The sequence below is a fragment of the Kribbella sp. WER1 genome (assembly GCF_054189145.1).
Genome location: NZ_CM135186.1, coordinates 6,846,376 through 6,864,515, shown reverse-complemented (window position 1 = coordinate 6,864,515; position 18,140 = coordinate 6,846,376). Strand labels below are relative to the sequence as shown.

Annotated in this window: 20 protein-coding genes and 1 riboswitch; of the genes, 8 read left to right on the top strand and 12 right to left on the bottom strand. The window is 69.5% G+C overall.

Annotation, left to right across the window (positions count from 1 at the left end; all coding sequences use genetic code 11):
- Positions 1-31: 31 nt before the first annotated feature.
- Both ACXJJ3_RS33695 and ACXJJ3_RS33690 read right to left on the bottom strand, forming a co-directional pair.
- On the bottom strand, positions 32-295 hold the full coding sequence (locus tag ACXJJ3_RS33695; RefSeq protein WP_393127783.1) for a phosphoribosyl-ATP diphosphatase: 264 nt from the start codon (positions 293-295) through the stop codon (positions 32-34).
- Positions 292-936: an MBL fold metallo-hydrolase gene (locus tag ACXJJ3_RS33690; RefSeq protein ID WP_458165918.1), complete on the bottom strand. Its 645-nt coding sequence runs from the start codon at positions 934-936 to the stop codon at positions 292-294. Before ACXJJ3_RS33690 ends, ACXJJ3_RS33695 begins: the two co-directional genes overlap by 4 nt.
- Positions 937-972: 36 nt before the next feature.
- Here ACXJJ3_RS33690 and ACXJJ3_RS33685 point away from each other — a divergent pair, with 36 nt between their 5' ends.
- A complete protein-coding gene (locus tag ACXJJ3_RS33685) occupies positions 973-1,914 on the top strand; it encodes a P1 family peptidase (protein ID WP_458165917.1) in 942 nt (313 codons plus the stop codon).
- Positions 1,911-2,423: a hypothetical protein gene (locus ACXJJ3_RS33680; RefSeq protein WP_458165916.1), complete on the top strand. Its 513-nt coding sequence runs from the start codon at positions 1,911-1,913 to the stop codon at positions 2,421-2,423. The genes ACXJJ3_RS33685 and ACXJJ3_RS33680 overlap by 4 nt, the downstream gene beginning before the upstream one ends.
- On the opposite strand, the gene ACXJJ3_RS33675 is transcribed toward ACXJJ3_RS33680, so the two are convergent.
- Positions 2,368-3,000 carry an NAD(P)-dependent oxidoreductase gene (locus tag ACXJJ3_RS33675; RefSeq protein WP_458165915.1) on the bottom strand — a complete coding sequence of 211 codons (633 nt, stop codon included), beginning with the start codon at positions 2,998-3,000 and terminating at the stop codon, positions 2,368-2,370. The genes ACXJJ3_RS33680 and ACXJJ3_RS33675 overlap by 56 nt on opposite strands.
- A 67-nt stretch (positions 3,001-3,067) precedes the next feature.
- Between ACXJJ3_RS33675 and ACXJJ3_RS33670 the strand changes: the two genes are divergently transcribed.
- Positions 3,068-3,550 carry a MarR family transcriptional regulator gene (locus tag ACXJJ3_RS33670; RefSeq protein ID WP_458165914.1) on the top strand — a complete coding sequence of 161 codons (483 nt, stop codon included), beginning with the start codon at positions 3,068-3,070 and terminating at the stop codon, positions 3,548-3,550.
- On the opposite strand, the gene ACXJJ3_RS33665 is transcribed toward ACXJJ3_RS33670, so the two are convergent.
- Positions 3,541-4,506, bottom strand: coding sequence for a helix-turn-helix transcriptional regulator (locus ACXJJ3_RS33665; RefSeq protein WP_458165913.1), 966 nt, complete (start codon positions 4,504-4,506; stop codon positions 3,541-3,543). The two genes, ACXJJ3_RS33670 and ACXJJ3_RS33665, sit on opposite strands and share 10 nt — an antisense overlap.
- A 61-nt stretch (positions 4,507-4,567) precedes the next feature.
- Between ACXJJ3_RS33665 and ACXJJ3_RS33660 the strand changes: the two genes are divergently transcribed.
- Complete coding sequence (locus ACXJJ3_RS33660) at positions 4,568-5,518, top strand: hypothetical protein (RefSeq protein ID WP_458165912.1); 951 nt, start codon at positions 4,568-4,570, stop codon at positions 5,516-5,518.
- Between the two features lie 231 nt (positions 5,519-5,749).
- Here ACXJJ3_RS33660 and ribH read toward each other — a convergent pair whose 3' ends face one another.
- From ribH to ACXJJ3_RS33620, 8 genes are all read right to left on the bottom strand, one after another.
- Positions 5,750-6,223, bottom strand: a complete 474-nt coding sequence (gene ribH / locus ACXJJ3_RS33655) for a 6,7-dimethyl-8-ribityllumazine synthase (protein ID WP_458165911.1) — start codon at positions 6,221-6,223, stop codon at positions 5,750-5,752.
- Positions 6,223-7,461, bottom strand: coding sequence for a bifunctional 3,4-dihydroxy-2-butanone-4-phosphate synthase/GTP cyclohydrolase II (locus ACXJJ3_RS33650; protein WP_458165910.1), 1,239 nt, complete (start codon positions 7,459-7,461; stop codon positions 6,223-6,225). The genes ribH and ACXJJ3_RS33650 overlap by 1 nt, the downstream gene beginning before the upstream one ends.
- Position 7,462: 1 nt before the next feature.
- The gene (pnuC, locus tag ACXJJ3_RS33645) at positions 7,463-8,137 is read right to left on the bottom strand and encodes a nicotinamide riboside transporter PnuC (protein ID WP_458165908.1); all 675 of its coding nucleotides are present in this window, start codon (positions 8,135-8,137) and stop codon (positions 7,463-7,465) included.
- On the bottom strand, positions 8,134-8,766 hold the full coding sequence (locus ACXJJ3_RS33640) for a riboflavin synthase (RefSeq protein WP_458165907.1): 633 nt from the start codon (positions 8,764-8,766) through the stop codon (positions 8,134-8,136). The genes pnuC and ACXJJ3_RS33640 overlap by 4 nt, the downstream gene beginning before the upstream one ends.
- Positions 8,767-9,777, bottom strand: coding sequence for a bifunctional diaminohydroxyphosphoribosylaminopyrimidine deaminase/5-amino-6-(5-phosphoribosylamino)uracil reductase RibD (ribD, locus tag ACXJJ3_RS33635; RefSeq protein WP_458171972.1), 1,011 nt, complete (start codon positions 9,775-9,777; stop codon positions 8,767-8,769). It abuts the gene before it with no gap.
- Positions 9,778-9,978: 201 nt separating this feature from the next.
- Positions 9,979-10,109: riboswitch (FMN riboswitch) on the bottom strand.
- 59 nt (positions 10,110-10,168) lie between these two features.
- Positions 10,169-11,359 (bottom strand): MFS transporter, encoded by a 1,191-nt coding sequence (locus tag ACXJJ3_RS33630; protein ID WP_458165906.1) that lies wholly within the window; start codon positions 11,357-11,359, stop codon positions 10,169-10,171.
- A gap of 41 nt (positions 11,360-11,400) precedes the next feature.
- Positions 11,401-12,744, bottom strand: coding sequence for a serine/threonine-protein kinase (locus tag ACXJJ3_RS33625; RefSeq protein WP_458165905.1), 1,344 nt, complete (start codon positions 12,742-12,744; stop codon positions 11,401-11,403).
- A 78-nt stretch (positions 12,745-12,822) separates the two neighbouring features.
- The gene (locus ACXJJ3_RS33620; protein WP_458165904.1) at positions 12,823-14,841 is read right to left on the bottom strand and encodes a vWA domain-containing protein; all 2,019 of its coding nucleotides are present in this window, start codon (positions 14,839-14,841) and stop codon (positions 12,823-12,825) included.
- A gap of 143 nt (positions 14,842-14,984) precedes the next feature.
- On the opposite strand from ACXJJ3_RS33620, the gene ACXJJ3_RS33615 reads away from it, so the two are divergent.
- The 4 genes from ACXJJ3_RS33615 to ACXJJ3_RS33600 all read left to right on the top strand — a co-directional run bounded on the left by ACXJJ3_RS33615 (position 14,985) and on the right by ACXJJ3_RS33600 (position 18,128).
- On the top strand, positions 14,985-15,692 hold the full coding sequence (locus ACXJJ3_RS33615; protein WP_458165903.1) for a helix-turn-helix domain-containing protein: 708 nt from the start codon (positions 14,985-14,987) through the stop codon (positions 15,690-15,692).
- Positions 15,693-15,827: 135 nt separating this feature from the next.
- Entirely contained in the window at positions 15,828-16,670 is an 843-nt protein-coding gene (locus ACXJJ3_RS33610) for a substrate-binding periplasmic protein (RefSeq protein WP_458165902.1), read from the top strand.
- A complete protein-coding gene (locus ACXJJ3_RS33605) occupies positions 16,670-17,404 on the top strand; it encodes an amino acid ABC transporter permease (protein WP_458165901.1) in 735 nt (244 codons plus the stop codon). Before ACXJJ3_RS33610 ends, ACXJJ3_RS33605 begins: the two co-directional genes overlap by 1 nt.
- Entirely contained in the window at positions 17,391-18,128 is a 738-nt protein-coding gene (locus ACXJJ3_RS33600) for an amino acid ABC transporter ATP-binding protein (protein ID WP_458165900.1), read from the top strand. Before ACXJJ3_RS33605 ends, ACXJJ3_RS33600 begins: the two co-directional genes overlap by 14 nt.
- The last annotated feature ends 12 nt before the right edge of the window (positions 18,129-18,140 follow it).

The window sequence follows — 18,140 nt, the reverse complement described above, 5'->3', positions numbered from 1 at the left end:
ATGGTGTGAACCGGTGATCTGTGGCGGACTCCTACAGATGTCGGTACACGTCGTCGAGGTCCAGGCCGAGCGCGTGCATCATCACCTGGGCGTGGTAGAGCAGCTGCGAGATCTCCTCGGCAGCGCGCTCCTTGCCCTCGTGCTCGGCGGCCATCCAGGACTCGGCGGCTTCCTCGACCAGCTTCTTGCCGATCGAGTGCACGCCGGCATCCAGCGCCGCCACGGTCCCGGAACCCTCCGGCCGCGTCCGCGCCTTCTCACCCAGCTCGGCGAACAGCTCGTCAAAAGTCTTCATCGCGCGCCCAGCCTACGGGGCGGTCCGGCGAGGTCCGTCCCCAGGTCCGCTACGCGGACTGCGTCAACGCCTCGGACAGCCGGCGCGGCGGCGAGTGCGCGTCGACGTACCAGCTGTGGCGCTCGGCCAGGAACCCCTTGATCATCGCGTGGTCGGCGGTGTCGTCGGCCGTGCGGAGGTGGTACGACGCCCGTCGGGAGCGTGAGGGTGTCGTCGAAGGTCTGGTCAGGTACGACGACGCGAAAGCCGGACCAGTCCGGGACCGCGAGGGCGCGGGCGCGGTAACTGGGGCCGAGCTTCGGGTTCCGGGCGACCTGGTCGTGGAGGTAGCGGTGGCTCCACGGCTCGTCCGGCTGGAGGAGGCCGGCGGTCGAGGTGTGGGCGACGACGGTGACGTCCGGCCAGGCGCAGGCACCCCACGTGTGGTCCCAGTGGTGGTGCGTGTAGACGAGCCATTTGGGGGCGGACAGGCCGGCGGCGGCGATCGCCGTACGGATGGTTCGGGCATGCTCCGGGCCGTTGCCGGCGTCGACGAGGACGCTGCCGCGGTCGTCGGCGATGACCGCGACCGACGGGCGGATCGCGTCCGGGTCCGGGTCGAGCGGGGCGAGCCAGACCCGGCCGGTGAGATGCTGCAGCATGTGGCCGACCTTAACCGCAGGCAGAGTCCCCGGAGAGTGCGCGAACTGGGCGTCGTGGTGGGGTCATTGCCGATCGGGCCGCTGAACGCGATCACCGACGTACCAGGGGTGCGCGTCGGGCAGACGACGATCACCGGCGACGGGCTGAACACCGGCGTCACCGCGGTCGTCCCCGACGGCTGGGAGGCGACCCTGCCGGCGGCGGTTGCTGTCGGCAACGGATACGGCAAGCTGATCGGGACCACCCAGGTCGACGAACTCGGCGTCATCGAGACCCCGATTCTGCTGACCGGGACCCTCAGCACGTTCCGCGTCGCCGACGCCTTCCTCACCTGGCTCCTCGACCGCAACCCGCACGCGACCAGCCTCAACCCCATCGTCGGCGAAACCAACGACGGCCACCTCTCCGACATCCGCCGCCGCCCCATCACCCCCGCCGACGTCCACGCCGCCCTCGACACCGCCTCGGACGAACTCCCCACCGAAGGCTGCGCAGGCGCCGGCACCGGCACCACCGCCCTAGGCTTCAAAGCCGGAATAGGCACCGCCTCCCGCACAATCGACGGTCACACAGTAGGAACGTTGGTGCAGGCGAACTTTTCCGGTGTGTTGACTGTGCTGGGACGGCAAGTGCCTGCAGAGCCCATCGACGCGGACGGCAACTCCTGCATGATCGTCGTCGCGACCGACCTCCCCCTCGACGCCCGCCAACTCGCCCGCCTCGCCCGGCGGGCGGTCTTCGCGATGGCCCGCGTCGGCTCCGACTACGCGCCAGGCTCCGGCGACTACGCGATCGCCTTCACCACCAGCCGTACGCCGTCCTACGCCGACCGCGACCTCCGCACCCCGTTCCAGGCCGTCACCGAAGCAACAGAAGAAGCCCTCCTCAACTCCCTCACCATGGCCCACACCACCACCGGCTTCCAGAACCACACCGCCCACGCCGTCCCCCACCACCGAATCCAGCCGCCCACGTGACCCGCTCCCGAATCACCCACCGTCTCCGCTCTCTAACAACCCTCGAACTCCTCAACATCCCCCTGCAGTACGTCGTGTGGTTCCACCTGGTCGCCCTGCCGACAACAGCCCCCAACCTCATTGGATACGCACTCTTCGCCCTCCTACTACTCCAAGGCGCCGCCTACTGGCACCTGAAGCTCCGCCAACGCCCCCGCAGCGCCCTGCCCGGCGCACGCTGGTTCACCCACGCCCGCCGCTGGAATGTCCCACTACTAACTGCCGGCGTCCTTTACACCACCTGGTCGCTCCTACAGCACCCTGGCGCCAACACCGTCCCAGGCCTGGTTTTCACCGCAGTAGCCGTCCTGGAGTACGTGAACTACTTCCACACGCAGCTCATGTACGACACAGCCCCCGACCTGCGCTACCTGCTCAACCACGGCCTCCGCCGGTCCCACCTGTCCCGCGACCTCAGTAGGCAACACCAACCGGCCGACGGACGGTTGCCGGGTCGGTCAGCGACTTGAGCATCAGATCGGCCACATCGGCACGGGAGATCAAGTACCCGCGAGCAACCGTCCCACCGACCTCGGTCCGGTAGTTCCGCGTGTGCGGCTTGTTGTTGAGCTTCGGCGGCCGCACGATCGTCCACTCGGCGGCGCTGCCCATGATGTCCGCCTCCATCACCCGCAGATCGGCGTACACCTCGGCCGCGAACGCGTTGATCATCGGCCACACCACCCGCCGGTTGAGGAAGTCCGTCGGCACCGGCCCGAGCGGCGCCGCGCTCACCGCGACGAACCGCCGTACCCCGGCGGCCTCCATCGCGGCGAGGATCGCCTTCGTACTGCGGGACGCGACCGGCCCGTCCTTCCGCCCGCGCGGGCCGACGCCCGAGATCACCGCCGTACTCCCGTCGACCGCGTCCCGCAGCGCCTCCGCCACGTCCAGCCCCGGCACCCGGACGACCTCCAGCGACGGGTGCTCCACCTCGAACGCCGACGACGTACGCACCACCGCCGTCACCTTCTCCCCCGCCTCCAGCGCCTGCCGGACGACGTGACCGCCGATCCCGCCCGTGGCACCGAACACCGTGATCCGCATCCGAACCGCCTCCTGTGCGCTACCGTAAATCTGATCCGCAACTCGTATAGTACGGAAATCATAATATATGGAACAGAAAGAACAAGCGGACGTCCGGCACCGCCGGCGCACCGGGAACGAGATCAAGGCCGCGCTCCGCGACCTCCGGATCCAGCTCGCCCTGCTGAACCACCAGATCGGCGGCAAGCTGGCGCTCAAGGACGTCGACCTGGACTGCCTCGACGTCCTCGCCCGCAGCGGACCGCTCACCCCGAGCGCCCTCGCCCGCCAGGCCGGCCTGCACCCGGCAACGCTGACCGGGATCCTCGACCGACTCGAACGCGGCGGCTGGATCGCCCGCGACCGCGCCCGCGCGGACCGGCGGAGCGTGACGATCAGGGTGCTGCCGGACCGCAGTACCGAGGTGTTCCGGCTGTACCAGCCGATGATCGGCGCGATGGACGACGTACTGGCGGACTACAACGACGCCGAGCTCACGGTGATCGCTGACTTCTTGAAGCGCAGCTCAGAGGCCGGCCAGCGCGTCAACGGAGAGCTGGGTCAGGAGTAGAGGTCGCGGAGCTTCCGGCCGAGCTCAGCCAGCTCAGCCCGGAGCTCCTGCGGCTCCAGCACCTCTAGAGCATCACCGAAGCGACTCAGCGAGGCTGCGGCGTTCTGCACGGACTCAATCGGGACCGTCACCACAACACTCCCGTCTGACTCCGGAGCAGCAGTCGTGACCGCTTTGACGAGTGCTGGGTACGAAACGTCGTACATCCGCCCGGCCAGCCCGGCTGACACCTTGATCACCGCCTCTGCCGTGAAACGGACGCGATCGAAACCTTCCAGGTGTTCCTGCCAGTACTGCTCCAGGTTGAACCCGTCGGCACGTTCGAACTGCTCGTCGGTCGGTGTGAGCTCCAAGATGTTCGAGACGCGGTACGTACGCAGTCCACCGGGTGTGGCGGCCACGACGTACCAGCTGCCGTTCTTGAGCACGAGACCGTACGGCTCGAGCAGCCGCTCGACCTCGCGCGGCTCTTCCCACCTGCGATACCGCACGCGGACACGGCGGTCGTGCAGCACCGCGTCGGCGACTGCGGCGAGCTGGGGCGAGTTCTCGGCGTCCTGGTACCAGGCCGGCAGGTCCAGATGGAACCGGTTCTTCAAACGACCAGCCCGGTCCCGCTGGTCCGGGGCGAGCGCTGCCAGCAGTTTGAGCTCGGCTGCACTCGTCTCGGCCGTTAACCCGAGCGCCGCGGCAGCACCGGGCATACCGACCAGGAACAGCGCAGCCGCCTCCTGTTCGGTCAGGCCGGTCAGGCGGGTCCGGTAACCCTCCACCAGGCGGTACCCGCCCGCCCGGCCCTGGTCGGCGTACACCGGAACCCCTGCCGCCGCCAGCGCCTCGACGTCGCGGTAGATCGTCCGCAGCGACACCTCGAGCTCATCGGCGAGCTCACGCGCCGTCAACTGCCGACGCGTCTGCAGCAGCAGCAGGATCGACAACAGCCGGCTCGAACGCATACTCCGAGGTTAATCCCGATCACTGCCATGGATTGTCAGGTTTCACTCGCACGCTGGACCCATGGACAAGCTGACCGGGGACTTCGACTTCCTCAACGGGTACTTCGACGTACATCACCGCACACTGAAACAAGCCCTCGCCGGCTGCGACGAGTGGCTGGAGTACGACGGCACCACGAGCGCGCGGACGTACTTCGACGGCCAGATCAGCATCGACGAAATGCGCTTCCCGACGAAGGGCACGTACGGGCTGTCGCTCCGGCTGTTCGACCCGGTGAGCGAGCAGTGGAGCATCTGGTGGATCAACAGCACCACGATGAAGCTCTACCCACCGGTCCACGGCGGCTGGTCGGCGGACGGCTCGCGCTGCCGGCTGGTCGGCGAGGACACCCACGAAGGCCGGCCGATCCTGTGCAGCTACGAATGGTCGTCGATCACCTCCGAGACAGCGCACTGGGAACAGGCATACTCCGAAGACGGCGGCGACACCTGGGAAACCAACTGGACCATGGACTTCACCCGGCGAATGGATGCGCCGCCCGCACTCGACGTACCGAAGGTCACGTCCGACTTCGACTTCCTGGTCGGCCGCTGGTCTTTCCACAACCGCCGACGCCGTCCGGTGCTGGGCGAGCCGTTCACTTGGTACGAACACGACGCGACGATGGAGGCGACGACATACTTCGACGGCGCCATCAGCTTCGACGAGGGCTGGTTCCCGAGCGAAGGCTTCCGCGGGGCGACGTTCCGCCTCTACAACCCCGAGTCGCGCACATGGTCCATCCACTGGATCAACAGCACCCGCGGGCAACTGGAGACACCGGTGGTCGGCTCCTTCACCGACGGCGTAGGCATCTTCGAAGGCCCCGACACCTGGGACAACCAGCCCATCGACGTCCGCTTCCTCTGGACCCCCGGCACCGACAAGGCCGCCTGGCAACAATCCTTCTCCCCCGACAACGGAAAAACCTGGACCGCCAACTGGTACATGGAACACACCCGCCTGTCATAACCCGCGCCCGCCAACCAGCCGCAGGTCGTCCCCCCGCCAGGCCAACGGGAGGGGATATCCCCAGGTGTTGTGGCTTCTCCCCTGGTATACGAGGGGAGAAGCCACAACACGCCGGGATATCCCCTCTTGTGCGCGCGGACGGCCGGACCAGCGCCGACGGGTGCCGACGGGTGCCGGGTGGGTGCCGGGCGGGTGCCGGCGGGTCAGGGCAGTTGGCGGGTGGCGCGCGGGTCAGGGCAGTTGGCGGATTGCGGCGAGGGTGGAGAGGGCGGCCTGGGTGGCTTCGTAGCCTTTGTCCTCGCGGCTGTCGGGTAGGCCGGCGCGGTCCAAGGCTTGTGGGTCGTTGTCGCAGGTGAGGACGCCGAAGCCGACGGGGACTCCGGTGGTGACGCCGACCTGCATCAGGCCTTCTGTCGTTGCCTGGCAGACGTATTCGAAGTGCGGTGTGTCCCCGCGGATCACCACGCCCAGCGCGACCACAGCGTCGTACCCGGACTTGGCTGCGTGCAACGAGGCGACCGGCAGCTCAAAGGATCCAGGTACACGAACGACTGTGTGGTCCGTGACCCCAGCGTCCTCCAACGCGCGAAGTGCGCCGGCCAGCAGACCGTCGGTCACCTTGGGATGCCATTGCGCCGCGACGACCGCCACGCGGGCGCCTTCGACGCGGGGGGCCTCGATGGTGGGTGCTCCACTGCCCGACATCAGCCGGCTCCGTTCTCTTCGGTCAGGAGGCCATCGGGGAGGTGATGGCCCATCCGGTCGCGTTTCGTCCGCAGGTAGCGCAGGTTGTGTTCGGTCGGGTCGATCGAGATCCCGCGCCGTTCGACGACCTCGATGCCGTAGCCCTGGACCCCGGCGAGCTTGTCGGGGTTGTTGGTCAGCAGCCGCACCGACTTCACCCCGAGGTCGGCAAGGATCTGCGCCCCGGTCCCGTAGTCGCGCGCATCCGCCGGCAGCCCTAGGTCGAGGTTGGCGTCGACCGTGTCCCGCCCGGCGTCCTGCAGTTCGTACGCCTGCAGCTTGTGCAACAGCCCGATCCCGCGCCCTTCATGCCCGCGCAGGTAGACAACGACACCGCCCTCAGCCGCAACAAGACGCAAGGCCTCGTCCAGCTGCGGCCCGCAGTCGCACCGCAGCGACCCGAACACGTCCCCGGTCAGACACTCCGAATGCAGCCGCACCAGCGTCGGCCCGTCGCCGACAGGACCGCGCACCAGCGCGAGCTGCTCCGACCCATCGACCGTGTTCCGGTAGCCGTGGGCAACGAAATCGCCGTACTGCGTGGGCAGCGTCGTGGTCGCGACCCGCTGGATCTGCGACTCGGTACGCCGCCGGTACCGGATCAGGTCGTCGATCGACACCAGCACCAGCCCGTGCTCGTCCGCGAACGTGCGCAGCTCCTGCCCGCGCTTCATCGTGCCGTCGTCGTTCACCAGCTCCGAGATGACGGCCGCCGGCGTCAGCCCGGCCATCCGCGCCAGGTCGATCGACGCCTCGGTGTGGCCGGGGCGGACGAGTACGCCGCCCTCGCGCCCACGCAGCGGGAACACGTGCCCGGGCTGCACCAGGTCGTACGACTCCGACGCGGAATCCGTCAGTACCCGGATCGTCCGCGCTCGATCGGCCGCCGAGATTCCGGTGCTGATCCCGTCCCGCGCATCAACGGAGATCGTGTACGCCGTCCGCATCCGCTCGCGGTTGTGCGGCGTCATCAGCGGGATGCCGAGCCGGTCGAGCTCGGCGCCTTCCATCGGTACGCACACGACCCCGGAGCTGTACCGGATCAGGAACGCGAGCAGCTCCGGCGTCGCCTTGGACGCGGCGAAGATCAGGTCGCCCTCGTTCTCCCGGTCCTCGTCGTCGACCACGATCACGGCGCGGCCGGCGCGGATCTCGTGGATCGCGTCCTCGATCGTGTCGAGCTTCAACGATTCGCCCATCTCAACCCACCACCACTGCCTCGGGAGCTGCGGCCCGCTCGCGGTTCTGGATCTTCCACCACGACGCGAAACCGAGTACGCAGAACAGCCCGTACACGACGTACATGGTCGCCGACGGGTAGAACTTCGCCTGCACCAGCAGCGGTACGCCGACCACGTCGACGGCCACCCAGATCAGCCAGAACTCGACGAACCCGCGGGCCATCCCGTACGTCGCGAGGATCGACCCGGTGAGGATCCACGCGTCCCACTGCGGGCCCCACGAGCCGAGCGCCTTCAGCACGAAGTACGCGATCGCGTAGACGACGACGCCGATCCCGAGCAGTTCGAGCCGCTGGCGGGCGGTCGCCCAGCGCGGCTGGACCGCCTGCGCGGAACCGTGGTGGCGGGTCTGGTACCAGCGGTACCACCCGTACAGGCTGATCAGCGCGAAGAACACCTGGCGCCCGGCCTGGCCCCAGAGGTCCTTGTCCTGCGGGGTGTCGAAGATGCCGCCGACGAACACCGTGAACAGCAGCACGTTGCCGACGATGCCGACCGGCCACGCGGCGACCAGCCGGCGCATCCCGAACAGCGCGCTGGCCAGGCCGAACACGTTGCCGACGATCTCCCGGACCAGCACCGGCGAGCCGGCGATCGTGACCTGGGAGGTCAACAGCCAGTCGATCGGATTCACTTGTTGCCTCCAGCAACAGAAGAGGGAGTGACGCCCGCGGTCAGCAGGCGTTCGACGTACTTCGCGATCACGTCGACCTCGAGGTTGACGGTGTCGCCGACCTTGTTCGCGCCGAGCACGGTCAGCTCCAGCGTGGTCGGGATCAGGCTGACGCCGAACGTGCCGCTCGCGTCGTCCACGTCGGTGACTGTCAGCGACACCCCGTCGATCGCGATCGAGCCCTTCTCGGCGACGTACTTCAGGATCTCCGGCGAGGTCGCGATCCGGACATCCTCCCAGCGGTCCCCGGGGGTCCGGGACGCGATCGTCCCGGTGCCGTCGACGTGGCCCTGGACGATGTGCCCGCCGAGTCGTTCGTGCGCGGCGACCGCCCGCTCCAGGTTGACCGGCGAGCCCTTGTCCAGGCCGCCGAGGCTGGTGCGCTGCAGCGTCTCGCGCATCACGTCCGCGGTGAACACGCCGCCGCCGTACTCGACGACCGTCAGGCAACAGCCGTTGACCGCGATCGACGCGCCGTGCGCCGCGTCCTCGGTCACGCGGGGTCCGCGGATGGTCAGTCGGGCCGCGTCGCCGTCGAGCAGCTCCAGGGACTCGACGGTGCCGAGCTCTTCGATGATGCCGGTGAACATCTACTTTCCTCCCAGAGGAACCAGGGTCAGCCGGACGTCGTCGCCGAGGCGGGTGACGTCCGCTAGGTTGAACCGCAGCAGGTGGTCGATCGATTCCGCGCCGAGGTCGCCGACCGCGGCGTACCCCGAACCGAGCACGGCCGGGGCGACGTACGCGACGATCTGGTCGACCAGCCCGGCGCGCAGGAACGCGGCGGCCAGCGTCGGGCCGCCTTCGAGCCAGAGGTGCCGGATCTGCCGGTCGTCCAACTGCCGGAGCACCTCGGCGGGATCGTGCGTCGGCAGCAGCAACGTCTCCGCGCGGTCGTTGCGGACCCGCGCGGTCGCCGGGATCTCCCGGTCGCCGACCACCACCCGCAACGGCTGCCGCGCCGCGGGTACGTCGTTCTCGTCCCGAACCGTCAGCTCCGGGTCGTCGGACAGCACCGTCTGGGTACCGACCGCGATCGCGTCGCACTCGGCCCGCAGCCGGTGCACGTCCGCACGCGCGATCGGTCCGGTGATCCACTTACTCGTCCGGTCCGGCGCCGCGGACCGCCCGTCCAGCGTGGTCGCGAACTTCCAGGTCACGAACGGCCGCCCGACCCGGACGCTGTGCAGCCACACGTGGTTGACCGCCTCGGCCTCGGTCCGCAGGACGCCCTCGACGACGTCGACGTTCTTGCTGCGCAGCTTGTCCGCGCCGCCGGCCGCCGTACGGTTCGGATCCGGTACGGCGTACACGACCCGCGCGACGCCCGCCTCGACCAGCGCGTCCGCGCACGGACCGGTCCGCCCGGTGTGATTGCAGGGCTCGAGCGTCACGTACGCCGTACCGCCCCGGGCCCGGGCACCCGCCATCCGGAGCGCTTCGACCTCCGCGTGCGGGCCGCCGGCAACAGCATGGAAGCCCTCGCCGACCGGATGCCCGTCGGAGCCGGTGACCACGCAGCCCACGACCGGGTTCGGATGCGTGCTGCCGGTGCCGCGGGCGGCCAGCTCGACGGCACGCCGCATCCACGCGACATCCATCGGCGACACGTCGTTCACTACTCGGGCCCCTCGTCGTCACGGACGCACTGCCGGGGCCTCGCTCGGCGCATCCGCTCCGTCGCCGTCGCTGGAACTCGCCGGTCCCAACGCCAGGCCCGTCACCGGACCCTCGCCGGTCGCGTCCCGCAGGCCTCACAGCCCACGCTCCGCGCCGCCGGGCGCCAGAGCACACCCGCCGACCGCGTGCGCCTCCCATCCGGACTTTCACCGTCGGTCCTGGAATTCCACCAGGTCAACCGCTCCTTCTTGCGAAGTCACGGGTCGCGGACTGTCACCGCCGGCTCGGAATTACACCGACCCCGGAGCACGCGAGTGGGTTTCACTCGTTCCTCAAGTATGCCCCCTCCGCCAACCCCCGCCACGACCCAGGTCACATCGTGGCCACCGGGCGGACCCTCCGCGTCAGCGCGAGACCGCCTGACGCGACCACGCAGGCCACCGCGACGGTGAGCACCAGCGGCCGGTACCCGAACGCGTCCGCGAGCCCCGCGCCCGCGAGCGGCCCGGTCGCCTTCGCGATCGTGGTCGGCGTACCGAGCAGGCCCGCGATCGTGCCGAACCCGGTCGCGCCGTACCGGTCGAGCAGGATCGCCGGCGTCGCGATCGACGACACGCCGAAGCCCAGACCGAAGAGGACCAGGCAGCCGACCGCGCCCGCGACGTGCCGCCCGACCACCGGGAGCAGGGCGATCGCGACCCCCTGGACGAACAGGATCAGCGCGGTGATCGTCGCCATCGGCAACCATCGGGCGGAGACGCTGGTCACCAGGCGGCCCGTCACAGACAGCAGGCCGAGCAGACCCGCGAGGGTGGCCGCGCGGGCCGGCGGGTGGCCGAGGGTGATCAGGTACAGGACGAGGTGGACGGCGATCACGGCCAGCGCCGCGCTGTGCACGACGAACGCGCCGGCAAGCAGCCAGAAGCCGGGGTCCTTGAGAACTCTCACTGGTGATTTGGCTGATCTGTCGGTCGGGCGGCTTGGGGGTCGGCGCGGTACGGCGAGGAAGTGGAGCGGGACGGTGGTCAGCGCGAGTACGCCGGCCAGTACGGCGAGGCCGGTCCGCCAGCCGAGGCTCTGCGCGAGGTATCCGGTGAGCGGGATGAAGATCGAGCTCGCCAGACCGCCGACGAGCGTGATGGTGAGGATCGAGTTGGTCCTTCGCGCGGGCGCGGCGACGGCGACGACTACGGCGAAGGCGGGCGGATACAGCACCATCGCGGAGGCGACGCCGATCGCGACGAACGCGACGTACAACTCGAAGGTGCTGTGGACCTGCGACCACCCGAGTACGGCGACGGCCGCGAGGATCGAGCCGGCCGTCATCAGCCCGCGGCCGCCCCGCACATCCAGCCGCCGGCCCACCGGGATCGAGATCAGCCCGCTCACCAGCACAGCGGTGGTCGAAGCGCCGACCACGGTCGTGGTGGAGACATCCAACGCCCGACTCATCGGCCCGAGCAGCGCGCTGAACGCGTAGATCAGTACGCCGTACCCAACGGTTGTCGTCACTGCCAACGCAGCCACCAACAACCGCAACCGCTCCCCCAGAAGCGAACCCATCCTCAGCAGTCTCCCACTGCGGCGGGCGGACGTCCGCCGATTTACCGCACCAACAACCAGAGAGCACTCCCCAACAACCCCACCGCCCCCAACCAACAAACCCAAACCACCCACCACAACCCCCGCCGCACCCCCGACACCACCCCACCCGCTGCACCAGGCGCGGGCACACCCGCCACACCATCTGCAGCACCCGGCGCAGCTGCGGCAGGCAGATCCACCGACCGGGCGGAGCCCGGCCCACCGCTCGCGGCACCGCGCCCTGCGTGCCCACGCGGGTTAGCTGGCGCGGGTGCGCCCAGCACGCCACCTGCTGCACCCGGTGCAGCTGCTGCTGGCAGGTCCACCGGCCGGGCAGTGCCCGACTCACCGCTCGCGGCACCGCGCCCCACGTGCCCACGCGGGTTGGCTGGCGCGGGTGCGCCCGGCGCGCCGGCGGCGCCGACCGGGGCGGGCGGCTCACCCGTAGCCGGCCTGCCGGTGGCAGGTGGGGTTCTTGGTGGGGGCTGGATTTGGAGGTGTTGTGTGGGTGGTGGGGTGGTGGTTGTGGGTTGTGGGCCGGTGGGGGTCCACGGGGGTGGGAGGGGTGGGAGTTGGTCGAATACTTCGGGGGCGTCGGGGCCTGTTGCCCAGGGAGTGGTGGGGATGGCGGCCAGGAGTTGGGCGGCGGCTGCTGCTGTGGCGGGGCGGTTGGCGGGGTCCGGTGCGGTGAGGTGGTGGACGAAGTCGGCGAGGGGGCCGCCGGGTGACGGCAGGTGGCCTGCGGGGGTGGGGCGTTCGCCGGTGAGGAGTTCGGTGGCTACGGCCCCGACGGCGTACAGGTCCTGGCGGGGGTCGGGGTCGGAGCCGGCGAGCTGTTCGGGGGCGAGGTAGCCAGGGGTGCCGAGGATTGTGCTGTGGCGGGTCATTCTCGGTTCGTCGAGCAGGCCGGCGACGCCGAAGTCGGACAACCGGAGATGCGGCCGGCCGGTGCCGGTCACGTCCAGGAGCAGGTTCGCGGGCTTCACGTCGCGGTGTACGACGCGGGCCGCATGCACCGCGGACAGCCCGTGCAGCAGCTGATCGAGCAGTACGGCGACGTACGCCGTCGGCAGCGGGCCGTGGTCGCCGAGCAGCGTCGCGACCGAACCGCCCCGCACCAGGTCCATCGCGAACACGACCTTGTCGTCGTCCGCGGCCCACCCGTGCGGCGCGATCACCTGCGGGTGCTCGATCCGCAGCGACTGCTCGCGAACAAACCGCAGCAACGTCGCAGCGTCGTGCTGCCCGAGCACCTTCGCGGCGACGTACGTCGAACGTCGCAGATCCCAGGCGCGCCAGACCGAACCCATGCCACCGGTCCCGATCAGATCGATCAGCCGATACCGCCCCGCAAACGCCTCCACCGCCCAGAACCTACCGCCTCGCACGACCACGAGCAGTACGGGACGAGCCCCGGCCGTGGGTTCGGCCGGGGCTCGTGGTCAGCGGTAGTTGGGCGCCGGAGGGTTGTTCGGCGGCTGATTGCCCGGGTACTGCGGGCCGCCCTGGTGCTGGGGCGTACGCCGGAGGCGGAGCACCACGAGGAGCCCGACGAGGAGGAGGACAACGCCGCCGCCGGTGAGGCCGGCGATCAGCGCGATCGGGGTGTTGCCGGTGGTGTCGGCGTCGTCCTGGATCGGCGCGCCGGCCTCGGTCTTGTCGCCGGAGCCGGTCGGCTCGGACGCGGTCGGCTCCGAGGCAGTCGGCTCGGAAGCGGTCGGCGTCGGGGTTGCGGTCTCGCCGGTCACCGGTGTCGCGCCGCCGACGTACTCCGGCTTGCCGGTGCCCGCCGTACCGACCGCGGCGACCGTGAGGTTCAGCGGGATCGTGAACGCCTTGTCGTCGGTTTTCCGGGTGAGCGAGACCGCGACGTAGTACTCGCCGGGCACCGATGTGCCGGTGTCCTGGTTGTTGGCGCCGTTGCGGTTGAGGTAGCGGACCTCCTTGGTGGTGACGGCCTTGACCAGGCCGCGCTTGGTCAGCACGCCCCGCTTGTACCCGCCGCCCGGCACGTTCTTCGCGAAGACGGCGTACACGTCCTCGCCGATCGGCGAGATCACCGCGGTGTCGAGGTACCGGATCCCGTCGAGCGCCTCGGCGGTGGCGCCGGCCATCTCCGGGACGGTCGCCTGCACCTGAAGCCGCTGGCCCCAGTCGAGCTTGACCTTGTACAGCTGGAGCTCGCCGGGCATCAGCGTCGTCTTGTACGTACCGGACTGGAGCACCGGGGCGTCCGGGAAGCTCGAACCGGGAACGACCTCGCGCGGAGTCGATCCCTTCATCGGAATCCAGACCGGGTCGGCGGCCGCCGCCGGGAGGCTGGTGGTGGAGTCGACCGGCGGCTCCTCGTCGATGCGCAGCTCGTACGGCACGCCCCTGAGCTCGCGGAAGTCCTTGCCCGGATTGACGGTGAGCACCATCGCGTCGGCGTCCGTGCAGAGGCCCTTGGAGTCGTACTTCGACCAGCTCGAGGCGGTGCCGGTCGCGAGCCCCTGATCGCCGTCGAAGCTGCGCGGATAGCTCCAGCCGCACTGCTTGCCGTCCGGCGTGGTCAGCCGGACCTCGGTCTGGATCACCAGGCTGCCGCCGGACGGACGCCGGAAGCTGACCCCGGCGCGCAGCGTCGAGCCCTTGATGGTCCGCTTGATCAGGTAGTGCTTCGAGGTGTCGTCGACACCGAACATGTCCGAGTAGTGGCCCGGGGCAAGCTCCGGCGCGCCTTCCGGCTGCGGCGCCCCGTGGACCGGCGTACCGGAGATCCGGAACGGGCGGAAGGCCCGGGTGGACAGCCTGCCCAGCCCGGCCTCGAGGTCGATGGTCGAGTCGGCGTCGTAGTAGTCGCCGCGGCCCTCGCGGGCCACGCACTGGAGCTGGCTGCGCGCCTTGCCCGCGACCCGGAACCCGACCACGTCGATCTTCAGGTCGATCCCCTGCTTGGCGATCGACTGCGCGACCACGCACGGGTCGAGGTCACAGGTGGCCTCACCGTCGGAGACCAGCACGATCGTACGCCGGCCGCTCGGGCCGAGGTCCTTCGCGGCCTGCTGGAGCGCGTAGCCGATCGGGGTCTCGCCGTACGGCTGGTACTTCGCGATCGCCGCCTGGAGCTGCGGCCGGTTACCGGCTCCGATCGGGACGGTCAGCTGGGTGTCGGTGCAGGCGCCCGGCTGGCTGCGCTTGAACACGGTGGCACCGTAGACCCGGAGACCGACCTGGGCGTCCGCGGGCAGCGCGCCCACGACCTTGGTCAGGGCGGTCCGGGCCGCGGCGATCTTCGTCGTACCGTCACCGGCCGGCTCCTTCATCGAGCCGGACGAGTCCAGCACGAGAACCAGCTTGCCGCTGTCGGGGGCTGGGTCGGCCTGGGCCGTCGGCGCTGCCAGACCGGCCAGCAGCGCGGTCAGTGTGATGGCGAGAAGCGCCAGCACCGCCGGGTGGCGGTGTCGATGGTGAGTCGTCATCGTTTCCTCCGAGTGGGATTCGCTGCCGCAAACACTCTCAGTTTGCGATTGCAAATGTCAAGCGGGTCCCTACTGGTATTTGCTGTTCGCAAGTGCGAAGATCTTTGCAGGTGCCAACGGACAGGTCGGCGAGGAGTGCGAGGATGGAACAGAGCAGGCAGAACCTGCAGCAGCAGGTCGAGCTGTACGGCGAACCGCTCGGCGAGGTGGTACGGCGCGTCACCCAGGCGCTCGGTCTGACCCAGGGCGGGCTCGCGGCCGTGATCGGGCTGTCCGCGCCGATGCTGTCCCAGCTGGTCCGGGCGCAGCGGGTGAAGATCGGCAACCCCGCCGTGGTGACCCGCCTGCGGGCCGTGTCCGAGCTCGCCGACGTCGCGATCGCCGACGCACTCCCACCGGAGCAGATCGCGATCGAACTGCAGTCGATCCGCTCGGCAACCAGCGCCTACACCACCACCAACCACCTCCCCCGCGCCGCCACCGACGGAGGCGAGGGTCCGCACACGGGCGCACGCGCAGGTCTCGGCGGGAGTGCGGGCGCGAGCCTGGGGGCGGGCACCGCCGCGGGCGCGGAGGCCTCGGCGCCGTTCGTCTCCCCCGGCGGGCTGCCCGTCCAGACGGGAGCCGCCGCTTGGCAGCCGGCTCACGCTGAGGTGCGTGCCGAGCTTCCCGCGCGGACCGTCGTACGGGAGATCCAGGATTTGTTCCGGGCGGTTGCGTCGGCCGACGAGATTCAGCGGGCGGCGGCGGCCGCTGCCGGGGAGTCGCCGGCGGTCGCCGAGCTACTGCTTGCCTATGGCACCGGTCGGACCGCGGATGCGCTCGCGCACTACGAGCGGAATCACGCCTGATATAGCACAGACCGACTGCACTTTTACCACCGTCTCACGTCTTGTCACACCGGAATACGACCGCCGAAAGCTGGTGTTGGGTTGCGAAGGCGGAGCCGATCGCTCCGTCTTCGTTGACGGTGTGAGGAGACAGTTGTGCGTGCGTTTCGGCGGGTTGCCGCAGTGGTCGGGGCTATCACCTTGGCGGCGGCGATGGTTGCCTGCGGCAGCGACCAGAAGGATTCCGCCTCCGGCCCGGACCTCGGCCTGATGCAGCCGGGGACGCTGCGGATCGGCACGCTCACCGACGCGCCGCCGAACGTGTACGTGAAGGACGGCAAGTTCACCGGGTTCGACAACGACCTGATCACCGCGGTCGCGGCGAAGCTGAACCTGAAGCCCGAGTTCGTCGGCACCGACTTCTCGGCGCTGCTCTCGCAGGTGAACGGCGGCCAGTTCGACCTCGGCAGCTCGTCGATCACGGTCACCGAGGCACGCAAGAAGACCGTTGCATTCAGCAACGGGTACGACTTCGGCTACCTCGGGCTGAACACCACCAAGAGCTCCGGGATCACGAAGTTCGACCAGCTGCCGGGCAAGCGTGTGGTGGTTGTCCAGGGCACCGTCCAGGACGACTACGCGACCGGCAAGAACCTGAACCCGGTCCGGGTGCCGAACTACAACGCCGCTCTCGGCCAACTGAAGGCCGGCACCGCGGACGCGTGGGTGTCGCCGGCGGAGATCGGCGAGAAGATGGCCAAGGAGCAGGGCGGCGGCACAGTGATCCTGGCCGCGAAGGAGCTGAGTGACGCGCCGATGGCGTTCGCGGTCGCGAAGAAGAACGACAAGCTCCGCGAGGCCGTCAACAAGGCGCTCGACGAGGTGATCGCCGACGGCACCTGGACCAAGCTGGTCGAGCAGTACTACCCGGGTCGCGCCGTACCGGCGAACTTCAAGCCGGGCAGCGGATCGGTCAAGTTCACGGCTCCCAAAGCCTGATGGACATCTGGTCGACCCTGCGTGACACCTTCCTCGACTGGGAGTCGATGAAGGAAGTACTGCCCGAGATGCTCAAGGTCGGGCTGGTCAACACGCTGATCCTGGCGGCCGCCTCGGTCGTGCTGGGCACCGTGCTCGGCATGGTCGTGGCGGTCCTCGCGCTGTCCCGGACGCGGTGGCTGCGCTGGCCGGCGAAGATCTACACCGACATCTTCCGCGGCCTGCCGGCGATCCTGACGATCCTGCTGATCGGCCAGGGCCTGTCCCCGATCACCCGGCACTGGTGGGGCCCGAACCCGTACCCGCTCGGCATCCTCGCGCTGTCTCTGATCGCGGCGGCGTACATCGGCGAGATCTTCCGCTCCGGGATCCAGAGCGTCGAGGCGGGCCAGCTCGAGGCGGCCCGCGCGCTCGGGTTCAGCTACCCGAGCGGGATGCGGCTGGTCGTCATCCCGCAAGGGGTTCGGCGGGTGCTGCCGGCGCTGGTGAACCAGTTCATCGCGCTCGTGAAGGACTCCAGCCTGGTGTACTTCCTCGGGCTGCTCGCGAGTCAGCGCGAGCTGTTCCGGATCGGCCAGGACGCGGCCGCGACGAACGGGAACCTCTCGCCGCTGCTGCTCGCGGGCATCTTCTACCTGGTGATGACGGTGCCGTTGACGCATCTGGTGAACCACTTCGACAAGCGGCTGCGCGACGGGCGCCCGGTGGAGGAGGTCGAACATGCAGCACGTTGAGGCCGCGAGCCTGGAGGTCAGCGGTGTCGAGCTCGCGTTCGGCAGCAACAAGGTGCTGCGCGGGGTCGACCTCGCCGTACCGGCCGGGCGGACCGCGTGCGTGATCGGCCCGTCGGGTTCCGGCAAGTCGACGTTGCTGCGGGCGATCAACCGGCTGCTCGAGCCGGACGCAGGCGACGTACGGCTCGGTGGCGAGTCGGTACTGCGGGGTGACCCGGACGTGCTGCGGCGCCGGATCGGGATGGTGTTCCAGCACTTCAATCTGTTCCCGCACAAGAGCGTGCTCGACAACATCACGCTGCCGCTGCGCAAGATCAAGAAGCTCGGCACCGAGGCCGCACAGGCCGCGGCGCGCGAGCAGCTCGAGCTCGTCGGCCTGGCGCACAAGGCGAACGCGCGCCCCGGCAACCTGTCCGGCGGCCAGCAGCAGCGGGTCGCGATCGCGCGGGCGCTGGCGATGAAACCCGAGGTGATGCTGTTCGACGAGGCGACGTCCGCGCTCGACCCGGAGCTGGTCAAGGGCGTGCTCGCGCTGATGGCCGACCTGGCCGGCGCCGGGATGACGATGGTCGTGGTCACCCACGAAATGGGCTTCGCCCGCGAGGTCGCGGACCAGGTCGCGTTCATGGACCAGGGCGTCGTGGTCGAGTCCGGCGTACCCGACCAGCTGTTCGGCGCAGCCGAGTCGCCGCGGTTGCGGCAGTTCCTCTCGCAAGTACTCTGAGTGAGCCGGTCG

Excerpts from the sequence above, each read along its gene's own strand:
- ACXJJ3_RS33615 (WP_458165903.1), top strand. The coding sequence starts at position 14,985 with ATGGAACAGAGCAGGCAGAACCTGCAGCAGCAGGTCGAGCTGTACGGC.
- ACXJJ3_RS33670 (WP_458165914.1), top strand. The coding sequence starts at position 3,068 with ATGGAACAGAAAGAACAAGCGGACGTCCGGCACCGCCGGCGCACCGGG.
- ribH (WP_458165911.1), bottom strand. The coding sequence starts at position 6,223 with ATGTCGGGCAGTGGAGCACCCACCATCGAGGCCCCCCGCGTCGAAGGC.
- ACXJJ3_RS33695 (WP_393127783.1), bottom strand. The coding sequence starts at position 295 with ATGAAGACTTTTGACGAGCTGTTCGCCGAGCTGGGTGAGAAGGCGCGG.
- ACXJJ3_RS33640 (WP_458165907.1), bottom strand. The coding sequence starts at position 8,766 with ATGTTCACCGGCATCATCGAAGAGCTCGGCACCGTCGAGTCCCTGGAG.
- ACXJJ3_RS33660 (WP_458165912.1), top strand. The coding sequence starts at position 4,568 with ATGGACAAGCTGACCGGGGACTTCGACTTCCTCAACGGGTACTTCGAC.
- ACXJJ3_RS33675 (WP_458165915.1), bottom strand. The coding sequence starts at position 3,000 with ATGCGGATCACGGTGTTCGGTGCCACGGGCGGGATCGGCGGTCACGTC.
- ACXJJ3_RS33620 (WP_458165904.1), bottom strand. The coding sequence starts at position 14,841 with ATGACGACTCACCATCGACACCGCCACCCGGCGGTGCTGGCGCTTCTC.
- ACXJJ3_RS33605 (WP_458165901.1), top strand. The coding sequence starts at position 16,670 with ATGGACATCTGGTCGACCCTGCGTGACACCTTCCTCGACTGGGAGTCG.
- ACXJJ3_RS33665 (WP_458165913.1), bottom strand. The coding sequence starts at position 4,506 with ATGCGTTCGAGCCGGCTGTTGTCGATCCTGCTGCTGCTGCAGACGCGT.
- ACXJJ3_RS33650 (WP_458165910.1), bottom strand. The coding sequence starts at position 7,461 with ATGGGCGAATCGTTGAAGCTCGACACGATCGAGGACGCGATCCACGAG.
- ACXJJ3_RS33690 (WP_458165918.1), bottom strand. The coding sequence starts at position 936 with ATGCTGCAGCATCTCACCGGCCGGGTCTGGCTCGCCCCGCTCGACCCG.
- ACXJJ3_RS33600 (WP_458165900.1), top strand. The coding sequence starts at position 17,391 with ATGCAGCACGTTGAGGCCGCGAGCCTGGAGGTCAGCGGTGTCGAGCTC.
- ACXJJ3_RS33630 (WP_458165906.1), bottom strand. The coding sequence starts at position 11,359 with ATGGGTTCGCTTCTGGGGGAGCGGTTGCGGTTGTTGGTGGCTGCGTTG.
- ribD (WP_458171972.1), bottom strand. The coding sequence starts at position 9,777 with ATGGATGTCGCGTGGATGCGGCGTGCCGTCGAGCTGGCCGCCCGCGGC.